This is a genomic window from Streptomyces sp. N50 (assembly GCF_033335955.1).
Lineage (GTDB): Bacteria > Actinomycetota > Actinomycetes > Streptomycetales > Streptomycetaceae > Streptomyces.
The window spans coordinates 5,200,553-5,225,914 of sequence record NZ_CP137549.1 but is presented as its reverse complement, the minus strand read 5'-3'; the positions used below and the strand labels follow the sequence as shown (position 1 = coordinate 5,225,914).

The window sequence follows — 25,362 nt, the reverse complement described above, 5'->3', positions numbered from 1 at the left end:
GGTCTTCAGCGGGAGGCGTCTCCTCCGGCGAGCACGATCGTGACCTTCAGCGGGAGGTGTCTCCTCCGGCGAGGACGGTCGCGGTCTTCGGTGGGGGTGTGGGGTGGCGCAGGCGCGTGGGGGTGTGATCGGAAGGGGGTGGTCCGGTATGTGTGCTTCCGTGGTTTCGGGGTGGCGGCGCGGAGGGGGTGCGCGGTCAACTCGCTTTGCCGACAATGGAATTCAGTTCGCCGTGCCCTCCCCCGGTGCGGCGCCCACGCATCTCCCGTTCGTCATCGGAGGTGCTGTTGTCATGCGCTGTGGTGTGAGCAAGGACGATCTGTTCGCTTCTCTAGTTGTCTTTCTTGTCGCGCTCCCGCTGTGTGTGGGCGTGGTGATCGCCTCCGGGGTGCCGGCCGAGCTGGGGCTGGTGACCGGGATCGCCGGTGGGCTCGTGGTCGGGGTGTTGCGGCTCGGGCGGTGGTTCCGGGCCGTGTCCTCGGCCGTGGTGCACGGGATGCTCGCCGGGATCGGTCTCGTGCTGGTCGCCGGGCAGGTGTACGCGCTCGGTGATGTCCCCGCGCCGGCGGGCGGGGTCGGGAAGCTCGCCGGGCTGGTGTCGTTGCCGGGGGTGGTGGATCCGGTGGCGTTGTCAGTGGGGGGTGCCACCCTTGCCGTATTGCTGCTGTGGCCTCGGTGGGAGTGGGGAGCTCGGCTGGTTCCGGCGCCGTTGGTGGCGGTGGGGTTGGCCGCGGCGGTGACCGGGGGGTTCGACCTGGCGGTGCGGCAGGTTGAGGTGCGGGGGCTGGTCGGTGCCGTGCGGGTGCCGGAGTGGGGGGATTTCGGGCGGCTTACGGAAGTGGGGGTGAGCGGGACGGTCGTGGCGTTCGCGCTGATCGCTTCGGCGGGGTCGTTGATCAGCGCGGTGGCGGTAGTGGACCGGCTGTGTCGGGGGCCGCGGGCTTCCTACGACCGGGAGTTGAGCGCGCGGGGTGTGGGGAACGCTGTGTGCGGGGTGCTTGGGGGGTTGCCGATGACCGCGGTGGGTGTGCGGATGCGGAGTGCGGCTGAGGGCGTCCCCTCTGAGGGGGTCGCCTCTGAGGGGGTCGCCTCTGAGGGGGTCGCCTGTGGAGGAGTTCGGGCGGGGGCTCGGGGCAAGGCCTCACGGGTGCTGCGCGGTGGGGGGTTGCTGGTGTTCGCGGTTCTGCTGCCCGGGGTGTTGGGGGTGGTTCCGGTGGCGGCGCTGGCGGGGGTGCTGGTGCATGCCGGGTGTGGGCTCTTGCAGGTGCGGCAGGTGCGGGGGTTGTGGGCCGGGCATCGGGGTGAGGTGGTCGTGCTCGGGGTGACCGCGGTGGTGATCGTGGTGGGGAGTTTGTTCGAGGGGTGTTGGTCGGGCTGGCGTTGGCCGTGGCGAAGACCGCGTGGGACATCAGTCATGTGCGGGTGGAGACGGAGGATCTCGGGGACGCGGGGATCGTCGTACGGGTGTTGGGGCATGCGACGTTTCTGCGGTTGCCGAGGTTGTTGGAGGCGTTGGAGGCAGTGCCGGGTGATCGGGTGGTGCGGCTGGAGTTGGGTGGGTTGCGGCATGTGGATCATGCGTGTGCGGCGGCGTTGGAGGGGTGGGTTGGTGGGCGGCAGCGGGGGCGGGGGCCGGGTGACGGGGTGACGGTCTTGAGGGAGGCGTGAGTTGTCGGGTGCGGGTTGTGGGGGGCTGGTCGCGCAGTTCCCCGCGCCCCTAGGTGGTGTGGGGTGCGGGTGTGTGGCTGGGTGCGGGTGCGTGGTGGGTCGCCTGATGTGCGTTGTGGGGCGGCGGTGCGTCGGGCGGCCGTCGGGTGACTGCCGGGGGCGTGACGCGGTGAGCGGGGGCTGCTGGGGAGGGGCCCGTCAGGTCAGGGGTCATGGTGTGAGGGCTACGACGAGTTCCACGACGTAGGTCTCCTCCACCATCTCGTCCGGGAAGACGGTCCGTAGGTGGTCGCGTTCCTCGGTCAGGAAGGTGTTCGTGCTGGCCTTGTCGTGGACCAGGAAGGCCGAGTGGCTGCCGATGTTGGCCAGGTGCGTGTCGATCGGGACGCGGCGGCTCCAGCGGACCTGCCGGTGGGCGAAGTCGAGACGGCCGGTGGGGTCGGCGAGCGCGGAGCGTACGCCGCTGCCGTTCTGCTCCACGACGCGGTCGATGCCGAAGTGCAGCCTGATGCGTTCGGACTGTTCCGCGATCCACGGCACGTCGAGCGCGCCGGTGTTCCACCACAGGGTGAGTGCGCCGCCCGGGCGCAGGACGCGGAGCGCTTCGGGAACCGAGCGGGTGGGGTCGGTCCAGTGCCAGGCCTGGGCGTAGGTGAGGAGGTCGGCGGAGTGGTCGGCGAGGGGCAGGGCGTTGCCGTTGCCCCGGACGATCGGGACGTCGGGGAGGGTCCGACGGAACTGGGCGGCCATGCCGTCGCCGGGTTCGATCGCGATCACCTCGGCGCCGCGCGCGTGCAGCAGGGCGGTCGCGATGCCGGTGCCCGCGCCGACGTCCGCGACGCGGGCGCCGGAGAGGGGGTGGCCGGCGAGTTCCTCGATGGCGTCGAAGAGGGCGGGCGGGTACGAGGGGCGGTTCTCGGCGTACTGGGCCGCGGCCGCGTTGAAGGAGCTGGCTCGGGCCGCGGGCGAGGGGGGATTCGCGGAGGTGGTCATACGGCCATGGTTACGTGGGTGGGTGCAGGGTGCAGGTGGTTTTTGGTGAGAGATGGGGAATCGCCGCGCCCTGCGGAGCGGTGAGCTGCCGCCGGGCGACCGGCTCTCGTCCTCCGGAAGAGTTCCGTGTACCTGGACAGTTCCGCCCGCCCGGAAAGTTCCACGTGCCCGGAGGGTTCCGCGTACCCGGAAAGTTCCGCGTACCCGAAGAGTTCCGCCCGCCCGAAGAGTTCCGCGTACCCGGCCGACCTGCCCGTGCCCAAAGCCTGCGCCTGTCGCGGAACCCGTGCCTCTGCGCCTCCGCGCCTCCGCGCCTCAGGCGCCCCGGCGCTTCTTCGACGGGTTGCGGGTGCGGCGGGACGTGCGCTTCTCGTGTTGGGTCAGGGCCGTCTCGTACTCCTGGCGGTGGAGGGTTTCGCCGGGGGCCTCCACCAGGGAGCGGAAGAAGTAGGCGAGGAGGGAGCCGACGAAGCCGATGGCCAGGAGGCCGCGGAGGGAGGCCTGGCGGTCGGGGTCGGGGCGCTTCTTGAAGGTCTCCCAGGTGTGGCCGAAGGCCAGGGCGCTGCAGATCGCGAACATCACGATGACGAGGAGGGTGACGAAGCTGCCGACGTCCGCGATCTGGATGCCCTGGTAGGCGAAGCGGAGGATCAGGCAGGCGGCGGCCGCGGCGGCGAGGGAGCCTGCGGCTGTGCCGACGCGGCGCGCGGTGTAGCCGCTGTCGTGGTTCACCCAGGTGGTGCCGAAGAAGCGGAGGGGCTCGGGGCGGGGGCCCGTGCCCGTGCCTTCGCCTGGGGAGCCCGCGGGGGTGTCCTGGGTGCCGGTCGTCTCGTCGTTCACGGGACGATTATGGCTCCGAGGGTGGGCGCGGGCTCCCGTCGGGGCTCAGGCGCAGCGGTCGGCGATGCTGCCGTCGCTGCCGGTGTTCACGTACGCGTCCGGGACGTGCTCACCGTTGCCGATGCGGTCAGGAGCAGTGCGGGCGGACATAGCCGTCGCTGCCCGTGTTCACGTAGGCGTCGGAGATGTACTCGCCGTCGTCGATGTTGTCCCAGATGTTCGTCGTGCCGTAGTAACCCGTCACCGTGGTGCCCGGCGTCTGGCAGTAGATCGGGACCTGGGAGCCCTCGGCCAGGACGCGGACGATGGTGTAGCCGGTGCCGGGACCGCTGCGGACGTTGACGCGGGTGCCGGGTGCGATCGAGTAGTAGTGCAGTGCGGCTGCCGCGGTCGCCGCCGTGGTGACGGCCTCCGCCGCGCCTTCGCCCTCGACCTCACCAATACGGTCAACAGACATGAAAAACCTCCCCCGTTGGACCCCATGACTGCCATGGGGTCCCGTTGATTCCCCTAAAACACGCCATGAAACATATGTGCGCACATCGCGCTCGGAGACTGGCGAGCCACCTCTGTCCCGTAAGGGTCATCGACTAGGCTCCGTCCGTCGCGCGCGCGGACGATCAGCACGGGGGTGGTTCCATGGCGCCACAGCGCAACACCGGAGCGGGCGCGGAAGCGGAACTTCCCGAGTACGCCGGTCACTACCGCCTGGAGTCATGCCTGGGCTCCGGTGGTATGGGCGTGGTGCATCTGGCGCAGAGCACCTCCGGGATGAAGGTCGCCGTGAAGGTCGTCCACGCGGAGTTCGCGCAGGACCCCGAGTTCAGGGGGCGGTTCCGGCAGGAGGTGGCGGCGGCCCGGCGGGTGAGCGGGGCCTTCACCGCGCCGGTGGTCGATGCCGACCCGGAGGCCGAACGGCCTTGGATGGCAACGTCGTTCATCCCCGGGCCGACCCTGTCCGAGCATGTGAAGCGGAACGGCCCCATGGCGCCCGGGGAGTTGCGCCGGCTGATGGCGGGACTGGCCGAGGCCCTGCGCGACATCCACCGGGTCGGCGTCGTCCACAGAGATCTCAAGCCGAGCAATGTGCTGCTCGCCGAGGACGGGCCGAAGGTCATCGACTTCGGCATCTCTCGGCCAAAGGACAGCGAACTGCGCACCGAGACCGGCAAGTTGATCGGGACGCCACCCTTCATGGCACCCGAGCAGTTCCGGCGCCCTCGCGAGGTCGGTCCCGCCGCCGACATCTTCGCGCTCGGGTCCGTGCTGGTGCACGCGGCGACAGGGCGCGGGCCGTTCGACTCCGACAGCCCGTACGTCGTCGCGTATCAAGTCGTCCATGACGAGCCGGACTTGGCCGGGCTGCCGGAGAACATCGCGCCGCTGGTGCTGCGTTGCCTCGCCAAGGAGCCCGAGGACCGGCCCACGCCGGACGAGCTGATGCGTGAACTCCGGTCGGTGTCGGCCTCGTACGACACGCAGGCGTACATACCGGCACCGCGGCGGGACGGTGCCACGCCGGTGCCCGGGCGCCGTACGGAAGAGCCCGGACAGCCCGAGCAGTCCGAACGGCGGCTCGGGCGGCGGCTGTTGGGCAAACGGTTCGCCCTCGGGGCGGGCGCGCTCGGCCTGGCCGCGATCGGCACGCTCGCCGCGCTCCAGCTGACCGACGACGGCGAGGCGACGGCGAAGGGCACCACCCCGCACACCACGCCCAGCACCGGGTTCGGCGAGTGGAAGGCGACGCCGGTCTCCAAGCAGAGCACGCCCCAATGCTCGTACGGGGCAGGGAAGTTGCTCTGCGCGCAGCCCGGGGTGGTGTTCGCCCTGGACCCGTCCGACGGCCGGGTGCTGTGGCGGCACTCCGTCGCGACGACGCACCGCAGCGGGCCGCCGGTCCTCTCGGGCGGCCTGGTGCAGCCCTCGTTGGACACCGGCCGGCAGCTGGAGGCGCTCGATCCCGCCTCGGGCAAGGCGCGTTGGCAGAAGACCGTCCCCGCGTACACCGGGCTCGCGGACGCCGGCGGCATGCTCCTGCTCACCCACGCGGACGGGACGGTCACCGGTGTGGACGGCGCCTCGGGCGACACGAGGTGGAGCCACCGGATCCCGGGTCAACCGGCGCCGTACTTCACCTCGTTCACCGGGGACTCGACGGCGTACGCGACCAACACGTCGGACGACGGGGCGAAGACCCGGGTGACGGCGGTCGATCCGGCCACCGGCGCGGTGCGCTGGGACGCGCGGCTGAAGGGGTCGTTGAAGCTCGTCGGCGCGGCGGGCGGGTCCGTGTATCTCATCGCGGTCGACACCGTCTACGGCGCCACGGAGGCCGTCGTCCGCTACACCCCGGACACCGGGGCCACGCGGCGCGTGACGCTGCCCGCGCGCGTCGACCAGGCCCACGGGACCGTCCACGGGAACGTCGTCTACCTCATGGGGGCCGGCGGATCGCTGCGGGCCGTGGACATGGCCGCGCGGAAGCAGCTGTGGGGTCTGGAGACGGCCGTGGCACGGAGTTCCGCACCGGTCGCGGACGGACGGCAGGTGTATGTCACCTCCGGGGACGGGCGGTTGCTCGCGGTGGACGCCCGCGCGGGACGGCTCGTGGGGCAGACACCCGCGCGCCTCGACTCCAACTCCGACCGGATCAGCGCGGCGCTGCCCGAACCCGTCGTAGCGGACGGTCGCGTGTATGCCGCCGCCCCCGACGGCACCGTCTTCGCCGTCAACTCCCGTACTCCGGGGGCCTGGTAGCGGTCGTAGGCCCCGCGGCAAGCCGAAGGGCCGTCCCCGGGAAGGGGGACGGCCCGCGGCTGAACAGGCTTCAGGACTACCGGAGTTGCTGAACAGGCTTCAGGACTACCGGAGTTGCTGAACAGGCTTCAGGACTACCGGAGTTACGGACGAACCTCAGCCGAGCTTGCTGACGTCCCGCACCGCTCCGCGGTCCGCGCTGGTGGCCATCGCCGCGTACGCGCGCAGCGCCGCCGACACCTTGCGCTCGCGCTGCTTCGGGGCGTAGCGCCCGTCCAGCGCGGCCTCGCGGCGGGCCAACTCGGCGTCGTCCACGAGGAGTTCGATGGAGCGGTTCGGGATGTCGATGCGGATGCGGTCGCCGTTCTCGACGAGGGCGATGGTGCCGCCGGACGCCGCCTCGGGGGACGCGTGGCCGATGGAGAGGCCCGAAGTGCCGCCGGAGAAGCGGCCGTCGGTGATCAGGGCGCAGGTCTTGCCGAGACCGCGGCCCTTGAGGAAGGACGTCGGGTAGAGCATCTCCTGCATGCCGGGGCCGCCCTTGGGGCCCTCGTAGCGGATGACGACGACGTCGCCGTGCGTCACCTGTTTGTTGAGGATCTTCTCAACGGCCTCTTCCTGCGACTCGCAGACGACCGCCGGGCCCTCGAAGGTCCAGATGGACTCGTCGACGCCCGCGGTCTTCACGACGCAGCCGTCGACGGCCAGGTTGCCCTTGAGGACCGCGAGGCCGCCGTCCTTGGAGTACGCGTGCTCGGCGGAGCGGATGCAGCCCTCGGCCGCGTCCTCGTCCAGCGCCTCCCAGCGCTCGGACTGGGAGAAGGCCTCGGCGGAGCGGACGCAGCCGGGCGCCGCGTGCCAGAGTTCGATGGCCTCGGGGGACGGGGAGCCGCCGCGCACGTCCCAGGTCTTGAGCCAGTCCGCCAGGGACGGGCTGTGGACGGAGTGGACGTCCTCGTTCAGCAGGCCCGCGCGGTGCAACTCGCCCAGCAGGGCCGGGATTCCGCCCGCGCGGTGGACGTCCTCCATGTAGTACGTGCGGCTCTTCGCGACGTTCGGGGCGACCTTCGCGAGGCACGGCACGCGGCGGGAGACGGCGTTGATCTCCTCCAGGCCGAACTGGACGCCACCCTCCTGCGCGGCGGCCAGCAGGTGCAGGATCGTGTTGGTGGAGCCGCCCATCGCGATGTCGAGGGCCATGGCGTTCTCGAAGGCCGCGAAGGTGGCGACGTTGCGCGGCAGGACCGTCTCGTCGTCCTGGTCGTAGTAGCGGCGGGTGATGTCCATCACCGTGCGGGCCGCGTCCTGGTACAGGCCCTTGCGGGCGGTGTGCGTGGCGAGGACCGAGCCGTTGCCCGGCAGCGACAGGCCGATGGCCTCCGTCAGGCAGTTCATCGAGTTGGCGGTGAACATGCCGGAACAGGAGCCGCAGGTCGGACAGGCGTTCTCCTCGATGTTGAGGACGTCCGCGTCGGAGATGCTGTCGTTGGCGGCGTCGACCATCGCGTCGATGAGGTCCAGCGTGCGGACCGTGCCGTCCTGCAGCGTGGCGCGCCCGGCCTCCATGGGGCCGCCGGAGACGAAGACCGTCGGGATGTTCAGGCGCAGTGCCGCCATGAGCATGCCGGGCGTGATCTTGTCGCAGTTGGAGATGCAGATCAGGGCGTCGGCGCAGTGCGCCTCGACCATGTACTCGACCGAGTCGGCGATCAGGTCGCGGGACGGGAGGCTGTAGAGCATTCCCCCATGCCCCATCGCGATGCCGTCGTCGACCGCGATCGTGTTGAACTCGCGCGGGATGCCCCCGGCCGCGGTGATCGCCTCGCTGACGATCCGGCCGACGGGCTGCAGGTGGGTGTGGCCGGGCACGAACTCCGTGAAGCTGTTCGCCACCGCGATGATCGGCTTCCGGCCGATGTCCGCACCGGGTACACCGGAGGCGCGCATAAGGGCGCGTGCGCCCGCCATGTTGCGGCCGTGGGTGACTGTACGGGACCTCAGCTCGGGCATCGTCGATCGCTCCTTCAGACAGATAGGGCTGCTAAAGAGCGTACGCCGGTCATCCAGGGGGCGGACACGATGTCCGCATCGCGGGACGCCCGTCTCGTGAACGTGAGCGAACGTGAGGGTCCTACGGCCCGGTCAAGTGCCCCTGCACCACCGGCGCCACCCGCGCGATGATCCGCTCCACGTCCACCGACGCCAGCGGTTCCACCTTGATCACGTACCGCAGCATCGCCGTACCGACCAGCTGCGCGGCGGCCAGCTCGGCGCGCAGCTCCCCGTCCGGGAGGTCGAGCCGGGCGGCGACCCGGCCCAGCACCTGGGAGACCACGAGCCGGCGGAAGACGGCCGCGGCGGCTTCGTTGTTGACGGCGGAACGGACCACCGCCAGCAGCGGGGTACGGGTGGCCGGGTTCTCCCAGATGCCGAAGATGAAGCGGGTCAGCCGCTCGCCGACGCCGTCCAGCGGCCCCTCGACGACCGCGTCCGGCGCGTTCTGCGCGGGCGCGAGCGCGACCGCGATGGCCGCCTCGAAAACCTGCTCCTTCGTACCGAAGTAGTGGTGCACGAGCGCCGGGTCGACCCCGGCGGCCTTCGCGATCCCCCGCACGGACGTCTTCTCGTACCCCCGCTCGGAGAACTCCTCGCGGGCCGCGGCCAGGATGCGGTCGCGGGTGTCGGCGGATTCCGTACGAGGGGGCCGGCCCCGGCGCTTGGCGGTGGCGTCGGTCACCGCCGGGGCACCTTCACGGCCGAGGCCAGATGCAGCCGCGTGAAGGCGAGCGCCTCCGCGAGATCGGCCTCGCGTTCGGCGCTGGACATCGCGCGCCGGGTGTTGACCTCGATGACGACATGGCCGTCGAAGCCGGTCGTCGCGAGCCGCTCCAGCAGTTCGGCGCAGGGCTGGGTGCCGCGGCCGGGGACGAGGTGCTCGTCCTTGTTGGAGCCGTTGCCGTCGGCGAGGTGGACATGGCCGAGGCGGTCGCCCATGCGCTCGATCATCTCGGTCGCGTCGGTGCGGGCGGTCGCGGTGTGGCTGAGGTCGATCGTGAAGTGCCGGTAGTCCTCGCGCGTGACGTCCCAGTCGGGGGCGTAGGCGAGCATCTCGCGGTCGCGGTAGCGCCACGGATACATGTTCTCTACGGCGAACCGCACATCCGTCTCGTTCGCCATCCGCCAGATACCGCTGACGAAGTCCCGCGCGTACTGGCGCTGCCAGCGGAACGGCGGATGCACCACGACCGTGCTCGCGCCGAGCTTCTCGGCGGCCGCCTGGGCGCGCTGGAGCTTGATCCACGGGTCGGTGGACCACACCCGCTGCGTGATGAGCAGGCACGGCGCGTGTACGGCGAGGATCGGGACCTGGTGGTAGTCGCTGAGCCGGCGCAGCGCGTCGATGTCCTGGCTGACCGGATCGGTCCACACCATGACCTCGACGCCGTCGTAGCCGAGGCGTGCGGCGATCTCGAAGGCCGTCGCCGTCGACTCCGGATACACGGACGCCGTGGACAGCGCGACCTTCGCATCCGGGATGCGCACGACTGGTTCTGCCACGGAGGACAGACTACGGGGCGGTGCTTTGCGCGGGGGAGCCGGTTGCTGTGGCCGCGCTGTGCGGGGGGTGGCAACCGGCCATCTGCGGCGCGGGGGTGTGTTGTGGCGGTACTTCATGCGGGTTCGATACGTCTGGTGCGGGGCGGGTGTTCAGTGCGGGGCTGGTTGGGCGGGCGCGGAGTGGGGGTGCGGCGGATGAATGGGGGTGGGGTGTGAGTGCGCGCCCAGGAGCTCGGGGGTTCGCGTTTGGGGGGCGGCTGGGGGTGGGTTGTGGCTGGTCGCGCAGTTCCTCGCGCCCCTGGGGGGGTTCTGTTGCCGGGTGAGTGCGGGTGTGTGGGGGCTGGTCGCGCAGTTCCCCGCGCCCCTGGGGGGGTTCTGCTGCCGAGCGGGTGCGGGTGCGTCGTGGTTGCTCGCGCCGTTTCCCGCGCCCCTTCGTCACGCGCGGATTGTTCAAACGGGCGGCTTCTGGTTGATCGCCCCGCCCTGTCGAAACGCGGGCCCGGTTTCAGGGGCGCGGGGAACTGCGCGACCAGCCACGTCCCAGCCGCAGCCGTCCCCGAACGCGAACCCCCGAGCCCATGGGCGGTGGCCAGAGTTACGCCAACGCCGACGGCATCTGGTCCAGTCGCCGCAGGATCACGCCCTCGCGCAGCGCCCAGGGGCAGACCTCCAGGGTCTCGACGCCGAACAGGTCCATCGCGCCCTCGGCGACCATCGCACCCGCGATGAGCTGTTCGGCGCGGCCCTCGGAGACGCCGGGGAGGAGGGCGCGCTGGGCGGTGGTCATGCCGGCCAGGCGCGGGACCCACGACTCCAGGGAGCCGCGCTTCAGTTCACGTTGGACGTAGAGGCCGTCGGCGGAGCGGGCGGCGCCGGCCAGGCGGGCCAGCTGCTTGAAGGTCTTCGAGGTCGCCACCACGTGGTCGGGGGCGCCGAAACGGCTGAACTCGCCCACCGTACGGGCGATCTGGGCGCGCACATGGCGGCGCAGGGCCCTTATCGCGTCCGGTTCCGGCGGGTCGCCGGGGAGCCAGGCGGCGGTGAGGCGGCCCGCGCCGAGGGGCAGGGAGACGGCCGCGTCGGGCTCCTCGTCGATGCCGTAGGCGATCTCCAGGGAGCCGCCGCCGATGTCGAGGACGAGGAGCTTGCCCGCGGACCAGCCGAACCAGCGGCGGACGGCGAGGAAGGTGAGCCGGGCCTCCTCGGCGCCGGTGAGGACCTGGAGTTCGACGCCGGTCTCGGTCTGCACGCGCGCGAGGACGTCGTCGGCGTTGCTGGCCTCGCGGACGGCGGAGGTGGCGAACGGGAGGAGTTCCTCGACGCCCTTGTCCTCGGCTGCCTGCAGCGCCTCCTGGACGACGCCGACGAGTTTGTCGACCCCTTCGGGACCGATCGCGCCGTCCTCGTCGAGGAGTTGGGCAAGGCGCAGTTCCACCTTGTGCGAGTGCGCGGGCAGCGGGCGGGCGCCCGGGTGTGCGTCCACCACCAGCAGATGCACCGTGTTCGATCCCACGTCGAGGACACCGAGTCTCATATACGGAACGCTACTGCCACCTGCACCTATCTCGGTCCCCGGAGCGGTGTCTGGGCCCGCCTCCGGCGACTTACCCTGGACCCGTGCCAAAGACGAAAAAGGCGAAGACCGACAAGGCGGCCAAATCACCCGGCGATTCTTCGCCGGTGACGTCGGCCAAGCCCCCGAAGACGTCGACGATGTCGAAGAAGGCCCTGAAAGCGGACGAGAAGGGGCTCGACTTCGCGCGCGCGTGGGTGGAGTTCCCGGATCCGGCGGACGAGGAGCAGCTGTTCCGCTGCGATCTGACATGGCTGACCTCTCGCTGGAACTGCATCTTCGGAAGCGGCTGCCAGGGCATCCAGGCGGGCCGCGCGGACGACGGATGCTGCACCCTGGGCGCGCACTTCTCCGACAAGGACGACGAGAAACGGGTCGCCGGGCATGTGGCGAGGCTCACGCCCGACATCTGGCAGCACCACGACGAGGGCGTGGAGAACGGCTGGGTCTCCAAGGACGAGGACGGCGACCGCCAGACCCGCCCCTTCCAGGGCTCGTGCATCTTCCAGAACCGCCCCGGGTTCGCCGGCGGCGCGGGCTGCTCGCTGCACATCCTGGCCGTCAAGGAGGGCCGCGAGCCCCTGGAGACCAAGCCGGACGTCTGCTGGCAGCTCCCGGTGCGGCGGACGTACGAGTGGATCGACCGCCCGGACGACACGCGCATTCTCCAGGTGTCGATCGGCGAGTACGACCGCAGGGGCTGGGGTTCCGGCGGCCACGACCTGCACTGGTGGTGCACGTCGGCGACCTCGGCGCACGGCGCGGGCGACCCCGTCTATGTGTCCTACGGCCCGGAGCTGACCGAGCTGATGGGCAAGGCCGGCTACGACCGCCTGGTCGAGCTGTGCGAGCAGCGCCTGGCCTCTCAACTCCCGCTCCTGGCACCGCATCCGGCGGACCCGGTCGCCTGACGGGTTACGACGAGCTCGGCTCGCCGCCGCCTTCCGGTGGCGTCGAGCCCCCCGGGTCGGCGGGGGACGAGTCCGTCGCGGTCGGTGTCGGGGTCGGGTCGGCGGACGTGGGCGGCGGGTCGCTCGGCGTGGGGTCGGTGGGTGCCGTGCTGGTGGGCGTCGGGTCCGGGCTCGACGAGGGCGGGTCGCCGGGATCGGTGGGGTGCGTGGGCTCGCCGGGGTCGGTCGGGGTGGGCGCGGTGCCGTAGCCCTCGATCGAGACGACGGCCCCGGCCGGTGAGACGGCCACGCGCGCGGTCCAGTGGCCGGAGGGCTCGCGCAGGTGGTCGACGTACACCTTGATCGTCAACGAGTCGCCCGGGGCGAGGGTTCCCGAGGACTGGCTGAGGTAGAGCCAGGGCGCGACGGTGGTCGCGGACCAGCGGACCGGAGCCGAGCCCGACGCCGTGAGGGTGATGAGCGTGGTGTCGCTGCTGTTGGCGGCCGCGACGGCGAGGTGGCCGGCGCCCTTCTGGCCGGCGCCGGTGACGCTGATGACCTCTACGGAGACGTCGTTCTTGCCGCCCTTGCCGGGCCGGGGACTCGTGCCGGCGTTCCCGGTGTTCTCATATCCCCCGCTCGCGACCTCGCCCTCCAGGCTGCCGGGCCCGTGCTGCTCGCTCGCGGTGACGGCCCTGCCGTCGGCACCCTCGCCGGTCGGCGTGCCCCGGTAGGCGGCCCACAGCGCGAGGACGGGCGCGGCGATGACGGTGGCGACGACGGTCGTCGTGACGGCACGCGCGCGTAGGCGGTCCCTCCGGGCTGCACGATCCTTCGGGTCCATCGGAAAACCGCGCCGGTCGAAGCGCGGTGCGGCGGCGCCACGCGCGCGTGGGAGATGCGCCATGGCGACGTGCAGGGCCGCGCGGGGTGCCTCCAGGACGGGCAGTTCGGCGGGCGTGACACTCGCGCCGGGCCAACTCCCGGGCACCGCGCGCTCGGCGGTACGGCGGCAGTGCGGGCAGTCGTCGACATGCCGGACGAGTTCGCGGCGCAGGGCGCTGCTGAGCACCAGCTGATGGTCACCGGTGAGCCGGGCGACGCTCGGGCAGCTCCCGGTCTCCACGACGGCGAGGGCGGCACGCGTGCGTTCCACCTCGCAGGCGGCAGAGGCGAGCAACTCCCGTGCGCCGGCGAGGTCCATGCCGAGAACGGCGGCGACCTCATGGGCGGCGAGCCGGTGGCGCACGGCGAGTTCGAGCGCCTCGCGCTGCTCCGGGGTGGTGCCTGCGGCCTCCGGCCAGGCGAGCAGGGCGAGTTCACGCCCCCGCTGCTCCCTCAACTCCTCGGAAAGTGCGGGCTCTTCCACCCCACTCCGCCCCACGGCGTGCGTGCCCTGACGTTTCTGCTTGGCCTCGGCCAGCTTGCGCAGACATGCCCAGCGGGCCAGCGCGTACAGCCAGGCACGGCGGTCACCGGCCGTCTCCGGCACCCGCGCGCCCCGGCGTTCGGCCAGCGCGAGCACGTCCCCCAGCGCGGCGGTCGCCGCGTCGTGGTCGCACAGCACGGACAGGCAGTACGTGAACAGGCCGTCCAGATACGGCTCGTAGCGCGCGGGCGGGCGCTGCGCCAGCGTGCGCGCCGCCCCGCGGTCGCGCGCCTCCCGATGCGCCCGGTGTGCGCCGGTGGTGCGGGTCGAGGTCTCCGGACTGCTGCTCATCACCCGTGCGACCGTAGGCGGCGGGCGATGCCCCCTTCCGCCCCCTTGAGCACATTTAATCCGTACGGGTGAAACGATCCCTCATAAGGGGACAGGAACCCTTCCTTCCATGGCTCGTTCCCGACGGGCGGTGGCCGGATACCGAAGGGGCGCGGCCCGTCCGCCGACCGCGTTGTCAGTGGCGGCGGTTACGGTTCACGCATGGCTGCCCGTACCAAGACCACCAAGGACCGACCGTCCTACCGCTGCACCGAGTGCGGCTGGCAGACGGCCAAGTGGCTCGGCCGCTGCTCCGAGTGCCAGGCCTGGGGCACGGTCGAGGAGTACGGCGCGCCCGCGGTCCGGACGACGTCCCCGGGCCGCGTCACCACCTCCGCGGTACCGATCGGCCAGGTCGACGGCCGCACGGCCACCGCCCGCTCGACCGGCGTCCCCGAGCTGGACCGGGTCCTCGGCGGCGGCCTGGTCCCCGGAGCGGTGGTCCTCGTAGCGGGCGAACCGGGCGTGGGCAAGTCGACCCTCCTCCTCGACGTGGCGGCGAAGTCGGCGAGCGAGGAGCACCGCACGCTCTACGTGACCGGCGAGGAGTCGGCGAGCCAGGTCCGCCTGCGCGCCGACCGCATCAAGGCGATCGACGACCACCTCTACCTCGCCGCCGAGACCGATCTGGCCACGATCCTGGGCCACTTGGACGCGGTGAAGCCCTCCCTCCTCATCCTGGACTCCGTCCAGACGGTGGCCTCCCCGGAGATCGACGGCGCCCCCGGCGGCATGGCCCAGGTCCGCGAGGTGGCCGGCGCCCTGATCCGCGCCTCCAAGGAACGAGGCATGTCCACGCTCCTCGTAGGCCACGTCACCAAGGACGGCGCGATCGCGGGCCCCCGCCTCCTGGAGCACCTGGTGGACGTGGTCCTCTCCTTCGAGGGCGACCGCCACGCACGCCTGCGCCTCGTACGGGGCGTCAAGAACCGCTACGGCACGACGGACGAGGTCGGCTGCTTCGAGCTCCACGACGAGGGCATCACCGGCCTGGCCGACCCGAGCGGCCTGTTCCTGACCCGCCGCGCGGAGCCGGTCCCCGGCACCTGCCTGACCGTCACCCTGGAGGGCCGCCGCCCCTTGGTGGCCGAGGTCCAGGCCCTCACGGTGGACTCCCAGATCCCCTCCCCCCGCCGCACCACCTCGGGCCTGGAGACATCCCGGGTCTCGATGATGCTGGCGGTCCTGGAACAACGCGGCAAGATCAGCGCCCTGGGCAAGCGAGACATCTACTCCGCAACGGTGGGCGGAGTAAAACTCACCGAACCGGCAGCAGATCTGGCCATCGCCCTCGCCCTGGCCTCCGCGGCGAGCGACACCCCCCTCCCCAAGAACCTGGTGGCGATCGGCGAAGTAGGCCTCGCGGGCGAGGTCAGAAGGGTCACAGGCGTCCAGCGCAGACTCTCCGAAGCACACCGCCTGGGCTTCACCCACGCACTCGTCCCGAGCGACCCGGGCAAGATCCCAGCAGGCATGAAGGTCATCGAAGTAGCCGACATAGGAGACGCTCTCCGGGTCCTTCCAAGGTCCCGTAAGCGAGAGGCCCCACGGGACGCCGAGGACCGCCGGTAGACTTTGCCCTGGTCTCGCCCGTCCGTACGAAGAGAGTGTGCGGAAACGGGAGCACCGGAAACACCTGCGACCGGAGGAGTGCAGTGGCAGCCAACGACCGGGCGTCAGCTCCCGGAAAGTCCGGCGGCGATGGCCTGATGCGCGCCTCACTGAGCGCCGTTGCCCCCGGCACGGCCCTGCGCGACGGCCTGGAACGCATCCTCCGCGGCAACACGGGCGGCCTCATCGTGCTCGGCTCCGACAAGACCGTAGAAGCGATGTGCACAGGCGGTTTCATCCTGGACGTCGAGTTCACGGCCACGCGCCTACGGGAACTCTGCAAACTGGACGGCGGCATCGTAGTGTCGTCCGACCTCTCGAAGATCCTCCGAGCGGGCGTCCAACTGGTCCCGGACCCCAACATCCCCACCGAAGAGACAGGCACCCGCCACCGCACGGCGGACCGGGTCAGCAAGCAGGTCGCCTACCCGGTGGTCTCCGTCTCCCAGTCCATGCGCCTGATCGCCCTCTACGTAGACGGCCAACGCCGCGTACTGGAGGACTCGGCGGCAATCCTGTCCCGAGCCAACCAGGCCCTCGCCACCCTGGAGCGCTACAAGCTCCGCCTGGACGAGGTGGCGGGAACGCTCTCGGCCCTGGAGATCGAGGACCTGGTGACGGTCCGAGACGTATCGGCAGTGGTCCAACGCCTTGAAATGGTCCGCCTGATCGCGACCGAGATCGCCGAATACGTCGTAGAGCTCGGCACGGACGGCCGCCTACTCGCCCTCCAGCTGGAGGAGTTGATCGCAGGCGTGGAGCCGGAACGCGAACTGGTAGTACGCGACTACGTCCCCGAGCCCACGGCCAAACGCTCCCGCACGGTGACCGAAGCCCTGGCCGAACTGGACGCCCTCTCCCACGCGGAACTCCTCGAACTCCCCACCGTGGCCCGCGCGTTGGGCTACACCGGCTCCCCCGAGGCCCTCGACTCGGCGGTCTCCCCCCGAGGCTTCCGCCTCCTGGCCAAGGTCCCGCGCCTCCCCGGCGCGATCATCGACCGCCTGGTGGAACACTTCGGCGGCCTCCAGAAACTCCTGGCAGCCAGCGTCGACGACCTCCAGACAGTGGACGGCGTAGGCGAGGCAAGGGCACGCAGCGTCCGTGAGGGCCTCTCCCGCCTGGCGGAGTCCTCGATCCTGGAACGCTACGTATAACCCAGCCGCCTACTGACCCCAACTGCCCCTAGTCACTGGCCAGAACGAACGAGGTCTGCGCCTTGGCGAACCCGGAGGCCTGCGCCTCCACCAGATAGGTCCCGGCCCCGGCCGAACCAGCGGCCGGAGTAGCGCACTCGGGCGCGCTCGGCTTGCGGTCCCACTTCAGGGTGTACGTGACGCTGCTTCCGGCGGACACCCGATAGAAGACACTCCCGGCACTCTTCGGGCAGTCGGCGGACGACCAGAAGTCAGCACTGCTCCCGGCCTCCGTAATGCTCAACACGGCACTCTTGGGCCCGAGATCAACCTTGCAGTCACTGCCGGAGGAGTTCTTGGCGGTGAGCACGAACGTGGGCGTCTGATCCGGCGAGTACGAGTTGTGAAGACTCCGCAGACTCAACTGCACAGCGCCGGCGGTGCAGTTGGGAAGCGTCGAGTCGGCAGGAACCGTAGTCCCCGTACTACTACCGCCGTTGGACCCACTACCACCTGATCCGGCACCGGACCCACCGGAGCCGGAGCCGGAGCCGGAGCCGGAATCCGACCCAGAGCCCCCACCGGTCGACCCACTCGCCCCACTCGACCCGCTCGCCCCACCGGAGCTTCCGCTGTTCCCGCCCCCCGAGTCATCACGTCCGCCCGGGTGTTGACTGATGGCGGGACCAGATCCCGACGGCCCGGCAGTGATCGTAGGAGCGGGAGTCTTTCCGTTCTTGGACCCATCCGCACCGTTCTTGCCGCCCCCGCCACCGGAGTTGACGATCCAGGTGATCAGCAGCGCCAACAAGGCGACCACGGACACCATGAGGACCCTCCGTCGCCAATAGATGGAGGAGGGAAGCGGCCCGACCGGATTGCGCAGTGATCCCACGGCGCAAACTGTACGAGAGATCGGCGAGTTACCTCGCCCCACCCGCCGCCCCAGCCCCAACTTTTCCGGATCATCATTCCGGCAACCCCGCCTGGAATGGCCCGGGATGGACCACGGACCGGCAGCCGCCACCACAACGGGAGCGGGACATGGCGGTACGGCGCATCCCACAACCCACACGGCCGCACCGGTGTACCGGGGCACGCCCCCAGAACCACGCGGGCGGAACTCGCAACGACCCACGAGCCCGCGGCCGCCAACACAACGGAAGCGGGACATGGCGGTACGGCGCAGCCCACCACCCACCCGCCCACACGGCCGCACCGGTGTACCGAGGCACGCCCCCAGAACCACGCGGGCGGAACTCGCAACGACCCACGAGCCCGCGGCCGCCGACGAGACGGGAGCGGGTCGTGGCGGTACGGCGCAGCCCGCCGCGTACCCGGCACCAACCCCCTCAACCGCGGTGGCAAAACCGAAGGGCCCCGCAAGCGGCGGGCTCGCCGTACCGCCACGACCCCGACCCGCCCGCCAACCGTGGCAGGATCGGAACGCCATGACTGCGCCCACGAAACCCCCGCACACAACGTCCGCGACCACACCGGACGGCGCCCACCTCCACACCCCGGTCATCGACTGGTTCGAGGACAACGCCCGCGACCTCCCCTGGCGCCACCCCGACGCCGGCCCCTGGGGCGTGATGGTCAGCGAGTTCATGCTCCAGCAGACCCCGGTCAACCGCGTCCTCCCGGTCTACGAACAGTGGCTCGCCCGCTGGCCCCGCCCCGCCGACCTCGCCCAGGACGCCCCCGGCGAAGCCGTCCGCGCCTGGGGCCGCCTCGGCTACCCCCGCCGCGCGCTGCGCCTCCATGGCGCCGCCACCGCCATAACGGAACGCCACGGCGGCGACGTCCCCACCGACCACGCCCAGCTCCTCGCCCTCCCCGGCATCGGCGAGTACACGGCGGCCGCCGTCGCGTCCTTCGCCTACGGCCAGCGCCACGCCGTACTCGACACCAACGTCCGCCGGGTCTTCGCCCGCGCCGTCACCGGCACCCAGTACCCCCCGAACGCCACCACCGCGGCCGAACGCAAGCTGGCCCGCGCGCTCCTCCCCCAGGATGAGGAAACAGCAGCCCGTTGGGCCGCGGCCTCCATGGAGCTCGGCGCACTCGTCTGCACCGCGAAGAACGAGACGTGCCACCGCTGCCCCATCTCCGCCCAGTGCGCCTGGAACCTCGCAGGCAAGCCGGAACACGAGGGCCCGGCCCGCAAGGGCCAGACGTACGCGGGCACGGACCGCCAGGTCCGCGGCAAACTCCTGGCCGTACTCCGCGAAGCGCACACCCCCGTCCCCCAGTCCGCACTCGACCGCGTGTGGCACGAGCCGGTACAGCGAGCGAGGGCACTGGACGGCCTGGTGTCCGACGGCCTCGTCGAACCCCTCCCCGACGGCATGTACCGACTCCCCGCGACCCGCGCCTGAAACAACCGGACACACCCCGTCACGACCTGACACACGGTCACTTCACAGACAGGACCGCCACCCCGACCCGCCCCACAGCCCACACCAAGCTCCCGCAACACTCCAACACCCTCACCCCGCCAGGCAAATCACCCCATACCCACCCCAACAACCCCGCCCCCTTACCCCGGACCTACTTCCGTTACACAACCGACGGACAGCCGAGCGCTCTCCGCAGGCTGCTCCGCACAGTGCCGTGACAACCCCTCCGTAACTTCATTTGTGTACCGCAGACCGGCGGGACAGCAGCAGAGGACAACCGGCAGCAGGCGGGTCGGAAACGGGGATGGAGGCGGTTGATCATGGCGCAGGGCGAGGTGCTCGAATTCGAGGAGTACGTCCGCACCCGACAGGACGCGCTGCTGCGCAGCGCCCGCCGGCTGGTGCCGGACCCGGTCGACGCCCAGGACCTGCTCCAGACGGCGCTGGTACGGACGTACGGCCGCTGGGAGACCATCGAGGACAAGCGCCTCGCGGACGCTTACCTGCGCCGCGTCATGATCAACACCCGGACCGAGTGGTGGCGGGCCCGCAAGCTCGAAGAGGTTCCCACCGAGCAGCTGCCGGACGCGAGCGTCGACGACGCGACCGAACAGCACGCGGACCGGGCGCTTCTTATGGACATCATGAAAGTTCTCGCTCCGAAGCAGCGCAGTGTGGTCGTCCTGCGACACTGGGAGCAGATGTCCACCGAAGAGACGGCCGCCGCCCTGGGCATGTCGGCCGGTACGGTCAAGAGCACGCTGCACCGGGCGCTCGCCCGGCTCCGGGAGGAGCTGGAGGCCCGCGACCTGGACGCACGCGCGCTGGAGCGTGAGGAGCGGGAGCGTTGCGCGGCCTGAGCGACGACACCTCCGGGCCCGGGCTGAGCAGTGTCCCCGGGCCCAGCAGGGTGCGCGGGAGCTTCGAGGCGGCGTTCGCGGCGATGGCCGTGCTCGCCGCCCTCGCCCTTCTGGTGTCCGGCTGCGCCACCGGCGGCACGGGTGCCCGTGACGAGGGCCCGGCGCACTCCGACTCGGTGGCGGGCGTCGCGGAGGCCAAGTCCCCCTCGCCCTCCGCGACCGTCGACGACCACGTGGACGCGGTCAAGCTCGTCATGGACGACCCGAAGGTCTCGGCGGCGGTCAAGCACGAGCTGAAGCCGTGCGTCGCCGACGAGTACGCGGTCGACGTGTCGTACGGCGTCCTGACCGGCGGCACCGCGAACGACGTCGTCGTCAACGTGATGACCTGCGGCGATGCCGTGGGGATCGGCTCGTACGTGTATCGCGACAAGGGCGGGACGTACGAGAATGTGTTCAAGGCCGAGGAACCCCCGGTCTACGCGGAGATAGACCGCGGCGATCTGGTCGTCACCAAGCAGGTGTACGAGAAGGGCGACCCGGTGTCGAGTCCCTCCGGGGAGAACGTGATCACGTACCGCTGGACCTCGGGCCGTTTCGTCCAGGAATACAGCACCCACAACGAGTACAGCAACGCGGTCGGGGGCGACGCCTCGCCCACCCCGAGCAAGAACTGAACCGATCGGAACAGGAAGAGAACCGATCGGAACCGGCCCCACCGGAAGCCTTTCGGAACTTCATCGGAACCGAACCGGTCGGAACTGAACCGATCGGCCGCCCCGATCCGATGCTTCAGTGAACGCGGACGCCGCCCCAGGCGTCCCATGCATGAGAACGACCCACACGAGACTGAGAGCACCGGGATGGCAGACCAGACCCACGTCCTGTTCGTCGAGGACGACGACGTCATCCGCGAGGCCACCCAACTCGCCCTGGAGCGGGACGGCTTCGTGGTCACCGCCATGCCCGACGGCCTGTCGGGCCTGGAGGCGTTCCGGGCCGACCGCCCCGACATCGCCCTGCTGGACGTGATGGTCCCGGGCCTGGACGGGGTGAGCCTGTGCCGCCGCATCCGGGACGACTCGACGGTCCCGGTGATCATGCTGTCGGCACGCGCGGACTCGATCGACGTGGTGTTGGGCCTTGAAGCAGGGGCCGACGACTACGTCACCAAACCCTTCGACGGCGCCGTCCTGGTAGCCCGCATCCGCGCGGTGCTCCGCCGCTTCGGACACGCGAGCGGCGGCGACCGTACGACGGACGCGGAGGCGGCCCCGGAAGGCGGCGGGGTGCTGACCTTCGGGGACCTGGAGATCGACACCGAGGGCATGGAGGTGCGCCGGGCCGGGCAGCCGGTGGCGCTGACACCGACCGAGATGCGGCTGCTGCTGGAGTTCTCGTCGGCGCCGGGCACGGTCCTGTCCCGCGACAAACTCCTGGAGCGGGTGTGGGACTACGGCTGGGGCGGTGACACCCGGGTCGTGGACGTCCATGTGCAGCGGCTGCGGACGAAGATCGGCCAGGACCGGATCGAGACGGTCCGCGGCTTCGGCTACAAGTTGAAGGCCTGAGCAGGGGTATGCGGGGGAATTCACGGCGCAGGGTCCCGTCGTTCATGGACAGAGCGGGCATCCGTACGGGCCTGAGATGGAAGCTCAGCGCGGCCATCGCGCTGGTCGGCACGCTGGTCGCGATCGCGCTCAGCCTGGTCGTGCACAACGCGGCGCGGGTCTCGATGCTGGACAACGCGCGCGACCTCGCGGACGAGCGCGTCCAGATCGCCCAGCGCAACTACGAGCTGTCCGGGCGCCCGAACTTCCCCAGCATCAAGATCGACGACCCGAGCCTGCCGCCGGCGCTGCGCGAGAAGGTCGCGGAGGGCCGCCGGGCGACGTACGTCACCGACCGACCGCACGGGGTGCCGGACATCTGGGCGGCCGTACCGCTCAAGGACGGCCACGTCATGTCCCTGCACACCGGGTTCACCGACCGCAGCACGGACATCCTCAAGGACCTCGACCAGGCCCTGGTGATCGGCTCGATCGCGGCCGTGCTCGGCGGCAGCGCGCTCGGTGTCCTGATCGGCGGCCAGCTCTCGCGCCGGCTGCGCAAGGCGGCGGCCGCGGCGAACCAGGTCGCCAAGGGCGAGACGGACGTACGGGTGCGGGACGCGATCGGCGGTGTCGTACGGGACGAGACCGACGACCTGGCGCGTGCGGTGGACGCGATGACGGACGCGCTGCAGCAGCGGCTTGAGGCCGAACGCCGAGTCACGGCGGACATCGCACACGAGCTGCGCACCCCGGTGACGGGCCTGCTCACCGCGGCCGAACTGCTCCCCCCGGGCCGCCCCACCGAGCTGGTCCTGGACCGCGCGAAGGCGATGCGCACGCTGGTCGAGGACGTGTTGGAGGTCGCCCGGCTCGACGGGGCGTCCGAGCGGGCCGAGTTGCAGGACCTCATGCTGGGCGACTTCGTGAGCCGCCGGGTGCTCGCGAAGGACCCGGACGCGGTGGTGCACGTGGTGCACGAGTCGGAGGTCACCACTGACCCCCGCCGCCTGGAACGCGTCCTCTTCAACCTCCTCGCCAACGCGGCCCGCCACGGCAAACCGCCGATCGAGGTGTCCGTCGAGGGCCGGGTCATCCGGGTCCGCGACCACGGCCCCGGCTTCCCCGAGGAACTCCTCGCGGAGGGTCCGAGCCGCTTCCGCACCGGCAGCAAGGACCGCGCGGGCCACGGCCACGGCCTGGGCCTGACCATCGCGGCCGGCCAGGCCCGCGTCCTCGGCGCCCGCCTGACCTTCCGCAACGTCCGCCCCGCGGGCGCCCCGGACCACATCCCGGCGGAGGGCGCGGTGGCGGTGCTGTGGCTGCCGGAGCACGCGCCTACGAGTACGGGGAGTTATCCGATGCTGCCGTAGCCTCCGGCGGTTGACCGGGGTGCTGCCGTAGCCTCCGGCGGCTGGCCAGGGTGCTGCGGTGAGGTCGTGGGACCGTCGGGACGGGATCGGAGCGGAGCGGAGAGGGGAGCGGAGAGGGGAGCGGAGAGGGGAGCGGATCGGGGTCGGGCCCGGATCGGGGTCGGGCCCGGATCGGGGTCGGGCCCGGATCGGGATCGGGCCCGGATCGGGATCGGGCCCGGATCGGGATCGGGCCCGGATCGGGATCGGGCCCGGATCGGGATCGGGCCCGGATCGGGATCGGGCCCGGATCGAGGCTCGTCACGTGCTCCCCACCATCACCTCCTCCCCCCGGGACGGCATCGCCCCGTCCGCCGTGTCCGCGAAGTACCTCTCGGCTAGCTCGGCGGCCGGCACGTGCCGCACCTCCCGGAACCCGCACTCCCGCCCCAGCGCCAACACCTGCTCCGGGGTGAAGAAGCTCAGGAAGGGTGTCCCCGCGGCACGCGCTCCCCGCACCGCGACCTCCAACTGCGCGCGCTGCTCCGGCTCCACGTCGTCCACGGGTCGTAGGAACGTGGTGACCAGGGTCGAGCCCGGGGCGAGGCCGGCGACCCGGCGGAACATGGTGGTGATCGCGTCCAGGGTGAGGTACATGGTCACGCCGGTCGCGGCCACGACGGCGGGCCGCCCCAAGTCGAGCCCGGCGGCGGCCAGTTGCCCCCACCAGTCGCCCTCGAAGTCGACCGGCACGAAGCGCAGCCAGTCGGGGACGTCGTACCCCAACTCCGCCAGCCGCCGCCGCTTCCAGGCCTGCGTGCCGGGCTGCTCGACCTCGAACACCCGGAGTTTCGCGCCGAGTTCGGGCCGCCGCTGGGCGAAGGTGTCGAGACCGGCGCCGAGGATGACGTACTGGTCCACACCCTTCCCGGCCTGCTCCTCCACGACGTCCTCGACGAAGCGGGCCCGCGCGACGATCGACGCACGGATACGCCGCGTGGCCTCGACGTCCATGTCGGGCCGCGCACGCCACTCCTCCCCCGGGTCCGCGAGCCGCAGCCCGACCTCGTCCTCGATGACGTGCGGCGGCGGATCGGCCTGAACGTGCAGGGCCCGCCACAGAGCGACCCGCACAGCCGTGTGATCCGGCTCGACCTCCGCCACTTCCGCCACTTCCGCCACCTCGGTCACCGGCTGCTCCCGGGTCATCCGAAGTCCTTCGAGAAGTCCAGTTCGGCACTGCGTTCGGTCAGGGAGTACCAGTTGCCGCTGTCGTCGCGGAAGATCGCCTCGATGCCGTACGGCCGCTCGGTCGGCTCCTGGAGGAACTCGACCCCGCGCGCTTTGAAGGTCGCGTGATCACCGCGGCAGTCATCGGTGGTGAACGCCCCGGCGCCCAGCATCCCCTTGCTGATCAGCTTCTTCAGCGCCTCGGCGGACTCGGGGTCGAGGCCCGGCCCGTCCAGGCTCATCAGGGTGAGCGCGAGGCCGGGTTGGTTCTTGGCGCCGACAGTGACCCACCGCATGTCTCCCATCGAGATGTCGTCGCGGACCTCGAAGTCGAGTTTCTCGGTGAAGAAGGCCTTGCTGCGCTGCTGGTCGAAGGTCCACACGGTGGCGATGCCCAAGCCTTGGATCATGACTCCGCACTCCTGTCGGGTGAGGCTGCTTCCTGTTGGCCACCGTCACCGTAGGCAGGGCCGGCATCGCGGCGCTTCTTCAAAGTTGCGGTGGGGAAACCGCCGGCCCAGAGCATCGCGTAACACCCGGGGATGAGCGCGGCCCCACGCCCCACATGCTTGGCCCGGTACTCACTCGGCGTCAGCCCGGTCCGCGCCTTGAACCGCGCCGAAAAGGTCCCGAGGCTGCTGAACCCGACCAGATGGCAGATCTCCGTGACCGACAGATCGGCGCTACGGAGCATCTCCTCGGCCCGCTCGATCCGCCGATGCGTCAGATACTGCCCGGGCGTCTCCCCGTACGCCTCCTTGAAGGCCCGGATGAAGTGGTACCGCGAATACCCGGCATGCGCGGCCACCACGCCCAGATCGAGCTCCGGCTCGGCCCAGTCGCGATCCATGGCGTCCTTGGCAAGACGCAACTGCCGCATTTTGTCCATGCCCCCGATGGTGGCACGCGGCACTGACATCGACACCGGGCCGCTGAATCCGACGGCGCCGGGGGCCGGCACCCCTCAACCGCGGGCCGACAAAATCCAGCCCGTCCGGCACCCCTCAACCCAGGCCGACAAATCCAGCCCGTCCGGCACCCCTCAACCCAGGCCGACAAAATCCAGCCCGTCCGGCGTTTGAGGACGAGGCCCCTTCAGGGCCGATGGGGGTCTGGGGGCGCAGCCCCCAGCAACGGACCCGCAGCCAAACGCACAACCCAACACCCGCCCCGCCCCGGCACC

At 71.0% G+C, this 25,362-nt stretch carries 21 protein-coding genes and 1 pseudogene; 10 read left to right on the top strand and 12 right to left on the bottom strand.

The features are described 5' to 3' along the window. Positions 1-292 precede the first annotated feature (292 nt). Positions 293-1,668: pseudogene (locus tag R2B38_RS23420) on the top strand (SulP family inorganic anion transporter). Positions 1,669-1,878: 210 nt separating this feature from the next. Here the strand turns inward: R2B38_RS23420 and R2B38_RS23415 are convergent. The 3 genes from R2B38_RS23415 to R2B38_RS23405 all read right to left on the bottom strand — a co-directional run bounded on the left by R2B38_RS23415 (position 1,879) and on the right by R2B38_RS23405 (position 3,958). Further along, positions 1,879-2,661 carry a class I SAM-dependent methyltransferase gene (locus R2B38_RS23415; protein WP_318018004.1) on the bottom strand — a complete coding sequence of 261 codons (783 nt, stop codon included), beginning with the start codon at positions 2,659-2,661 and terminating at the stop codon, positions 1,879-1,881. Between the two features lie 315 nt (positions 2,662-2,976). Next, positions 2,977-3,501 carry an EamA/RhaT family transporter gene (locus R2B38_RS23410; protein ID WP_318018003.1) on the bottom strand — a complete coding sequence of 175 codons (525 nt, stop codon included), beginning with the start codon at positions 3,499-3,501 and terminating at the stop codon, positions 2,977-2,979. A gap of 127 nt (positions 3,502-3,628) precedes the next feature. After that, positions 3,629-3,958: an SH3 domain-containing protein gene (locus tag R2B38_RS23405; protein ID WP_033286096.1), complete on the bottom strand. Its 330-nt coding sequence runs from the start codon at positions 3,956-3,958 to the stop codon at positions 3,629-3,631. A 182-nt stretch (positions 3,959-4,140) separates the two neighbouring features. Between R2B38_RS23405 and R2B38_RS23400 the strand changes: the two genes are divergently transcribed. Continuing rightward, on the top strand, positions 4,141-6,258 hold the full coding sequence (locus R2B38_RS23400; protein WP_318018002.1) for a serine/threonine-protein kinase: 2,118 nt from the start codon (positions 4,141-4,143) through the stop codon (positions 6,256-6,258). 156 nt (positions 6,259-6,414) lie between these two features. Here the strand turns inward: R2B38_RS23400 and ilvD are convergent, their stop codons facing one another. The 4 genes from ilvD to R2B38_RS23380 all read right to left on the bottom strand — a co-directional run bounded on the left by ilvD (position 6,415) and on the right by R2B38_RS23380 (position 11,350). Further along, positions 6,415-8,268: a dihydroxy-acid dehydratase gene (gene ilvD, locus R2B38_RS23395; RefSeq protein ID WP_318018001.1), complete on the bottom strand. Its 1,854-nt coding sequence runs from the start codon at positions 8,266-8,268 to the stop codon at positions 6,415-6,417. Between the two features lie 121 nt (positions 8,269-8,389). Continuing rightward, entirely contained in the window at positions 8,390-8,995 is a 606-nt protein-coding gene (locus tag R2B38_RS23390) for a TetR/AcrR family transcriptional regulator (RefSeq protein WP_318018000.1), read from the bottom strand. After that, a complete protein-coding gene (locus R2B38_RS23385; protein WP_318017999.1) occupies positions 8,992-9,816 on the bottom strand; it encodes a sugar phosphate isomerase/epimerase family protein in 825 nt (274 codons plus the stop codon). The genes R2B38_RS23390 and R2B38_RS23385 overlap by 4 nt, the downstream gene beginning before the upstream one ends. Positions 9,817-10,411: 595 nt before the next feature. Next, positions 10,412-11,350: a Ppx/GppA phosphatase family protein gene (locus R2B38_RS23380; RefSeq protein WP_318017998.1), complete on the bottom strand. Its 939-nt coding sequence runs from the start codon at positions 11,348-11,350 to the stop codon at positions 10,412-10,414. A gap of 83 nt (positions 11,351-11,433) precedes the next feature. Here R2B38_RS23380 and R2B38_RS23375 point away from each other — a divergent pair, with 83 nt between their 5' ends. After that, complete coding sequence (locus tag R2B38_RS23375; protein ID WP_318017997.1) at positions 11,434-12,300, top strand: hypothetical protein; 867 nt, start codon at positions 11,434-11,436, stop codon at positions 12,298-12,300. Between the two features lie 4 nt (positions 12,301-12,304). Here the strand turns inward: R2B38_RS23375 and R2B38_RS23370 are convergent, their stop codons facing one another. Then, positions 12,305-14,002: a BACON domain-containing protein gene (locus tag R2B38_RS23370; RefSeq protein ID WP_318017996.1), complete on the bottom strand. Its 1,698-nt coding sequence runs from the start codon at positions 14,000-14,002 to the stop codon at positions 12,305-12,307. 198 nt (positions 14,003-14,200) lie between these two features. On the opposite strand from R2B38_RS23370, the gene radA reads away from it, so the two are divergent. After that, entirely contained in the window at positions 14,201-15,610 is a 1,410-nt protein-coding gene (gene radA / locus R2B38_RS23365; protein ID WP_318017995.1) for a DNA repair protein RadA, read from the top strand. A 137-nt stretch (positions 15,611-15,747) separates the two neighbouring features. After that, the gene (disA, locus tag R2B38_RS23360; protein WP_318021770.1) at positions 15,748-16,806 is read left to right on the top strand and encodes a DNA integrity scanning diadenylate cyclase DisA; all 1,059 of its coding nucleotides are present in this window, start codon (positions 15,748-15,750) and stop codon (positions 16,804-16,806) included. Between the two features lie 28 nt (positions 16,807-16,834). Here the strand turns inward: disA and R2B38_RS23355 are convergent, their stop codons facing one another. Continuing rightward, positions 16,835-17,680, bottom strand: coding sequence for a hypothetical protein (locus tag R2B38_RS23355; RefSeq protein ID WP_318017994.1), 846 nt, complete (start codon positions 17,678-17,680; stop codon positions 16,835-16,837). A gap of 556 nt (positions 17,681-18,236) precedes the next feature. On the opposite strand from R2B38_RS23355, the gene R2B38_RS23350 reads away from it, so the two are divergent. From R2B38_RS23350 to cseC, 5 genes are all read left to right on the top strand, one after another. Beyond that, positions 18,237-19,166 carry an A/G-specific adenine glycosylase gene (locus tag R2B38_RS23350; RefSeq protein WP_318017993.1) on the top strand — a complete coding sequence of 310 codons (930 nt, stop codon included), beginning with the start codon at positions 18,237-18,239 and terminating at the stop codon, positions 19,164-19,166. A gap of 341 nt (positions 19,167-19,507) precedes the next feature. Then, positions 19,508-20,047 carry a SigE family RNA polymerase sigma factor gene (locus R2B38_RS23345; protein ID WP_019064956.1) on the top strand — a complete coding sequence of 180 codons (540 nt, stop codon included), beginning with the start codon at positions 19,508-19,510 and terminating at the stop codon, positions 20,045-20,047. Next, the gene (locus R2B38_RS23340) at positions 20,035-20,724 is read left to right on the top strand and encodes a hypothetical protein (protein WP_411978486.1); all 690 of its coding nucleotides are present in this window, start codon (positions 20,035-20,037) and stop codon (positions 20,722-20,724) included. Before R2B38_RS23345 ends, R2B38_RS23340 begins: the two co-directional genes overlap by 13 nt. A gap of 186 nt (positions 20,725-20,910) precedes the next feature. Continuing rightward, a complete protein-coding gene (gene cseB, locus R2B38_RS23335; protein ID WP_033286107.1) occupies positions 20,911-21,618 on the top strand; it encodes a two-component system response regulator CseB in 708 nt (235 codons plus the stop codon). Between the two features lie 8 nt (positions 21,619-21,626). Beyond that, positions 21,627-22,970, top strand: a complete 1,344-nt coding sequence (gene cseC / locus R2B38_RS23330) for a two-component system sensor histidine kinase CseC (RefSeq protein WP_411978485.1) — start codon at positions 21,627-21,629, stop codon at positions 22,968-22,970. A gap of 300 nt (positions 22,971-23,270) precedes the next feature. Here the strand turns inward: cseC and R2B38_RS23325 are convergent, their stop codons facing one another. Genes R2B38_RS23325 through R2B38_RS23315 form a run of 3 tightly spaced genes read right to left on the bottom strand, consistent with a single transcriptional unit; the run spans position 23,271 to position 25,059 of the window. Beyond that, positions 23,271-24,158, bottom strand: a complete 888-nt coding sequence (locus R2B38_RS23325) for a class I SAM-dependent methyltransferase (RefSeq protein ID WP_318017991.1) — start codon at positions 24,156-24,158, stop codon at positions 23,271-23,273. Beyond that, complete coding sequence (locus tag R2B38_RS23320; protein WP_318017990.1) at positions 24,155-24,589, bottom strand: VOC family protein; 435 nt, start codon at positions 24,587-24,589, stop codon at positions 24,155-24,157. Before R2B38_RS23320 ends, R2B38_RS23325 begins: the two co-directional genes overlap by 4 nt. After that, entirely contained in the window at positions 24,586-25,059 is a 474-nt protein-coding gene (locus R2B38_RS23315) for a helix-turn-helix transcriptional regulator (RefSeq protein ID WP_318021768.1), read from the bottom strand. The genes R2B38_RS23320 and R2B38_RS23315 overlap by 4 nt, the downstream gene beginning before the upstream one ends. Positions 25,060-25,362: the final 303 nt, after the last annotated feature.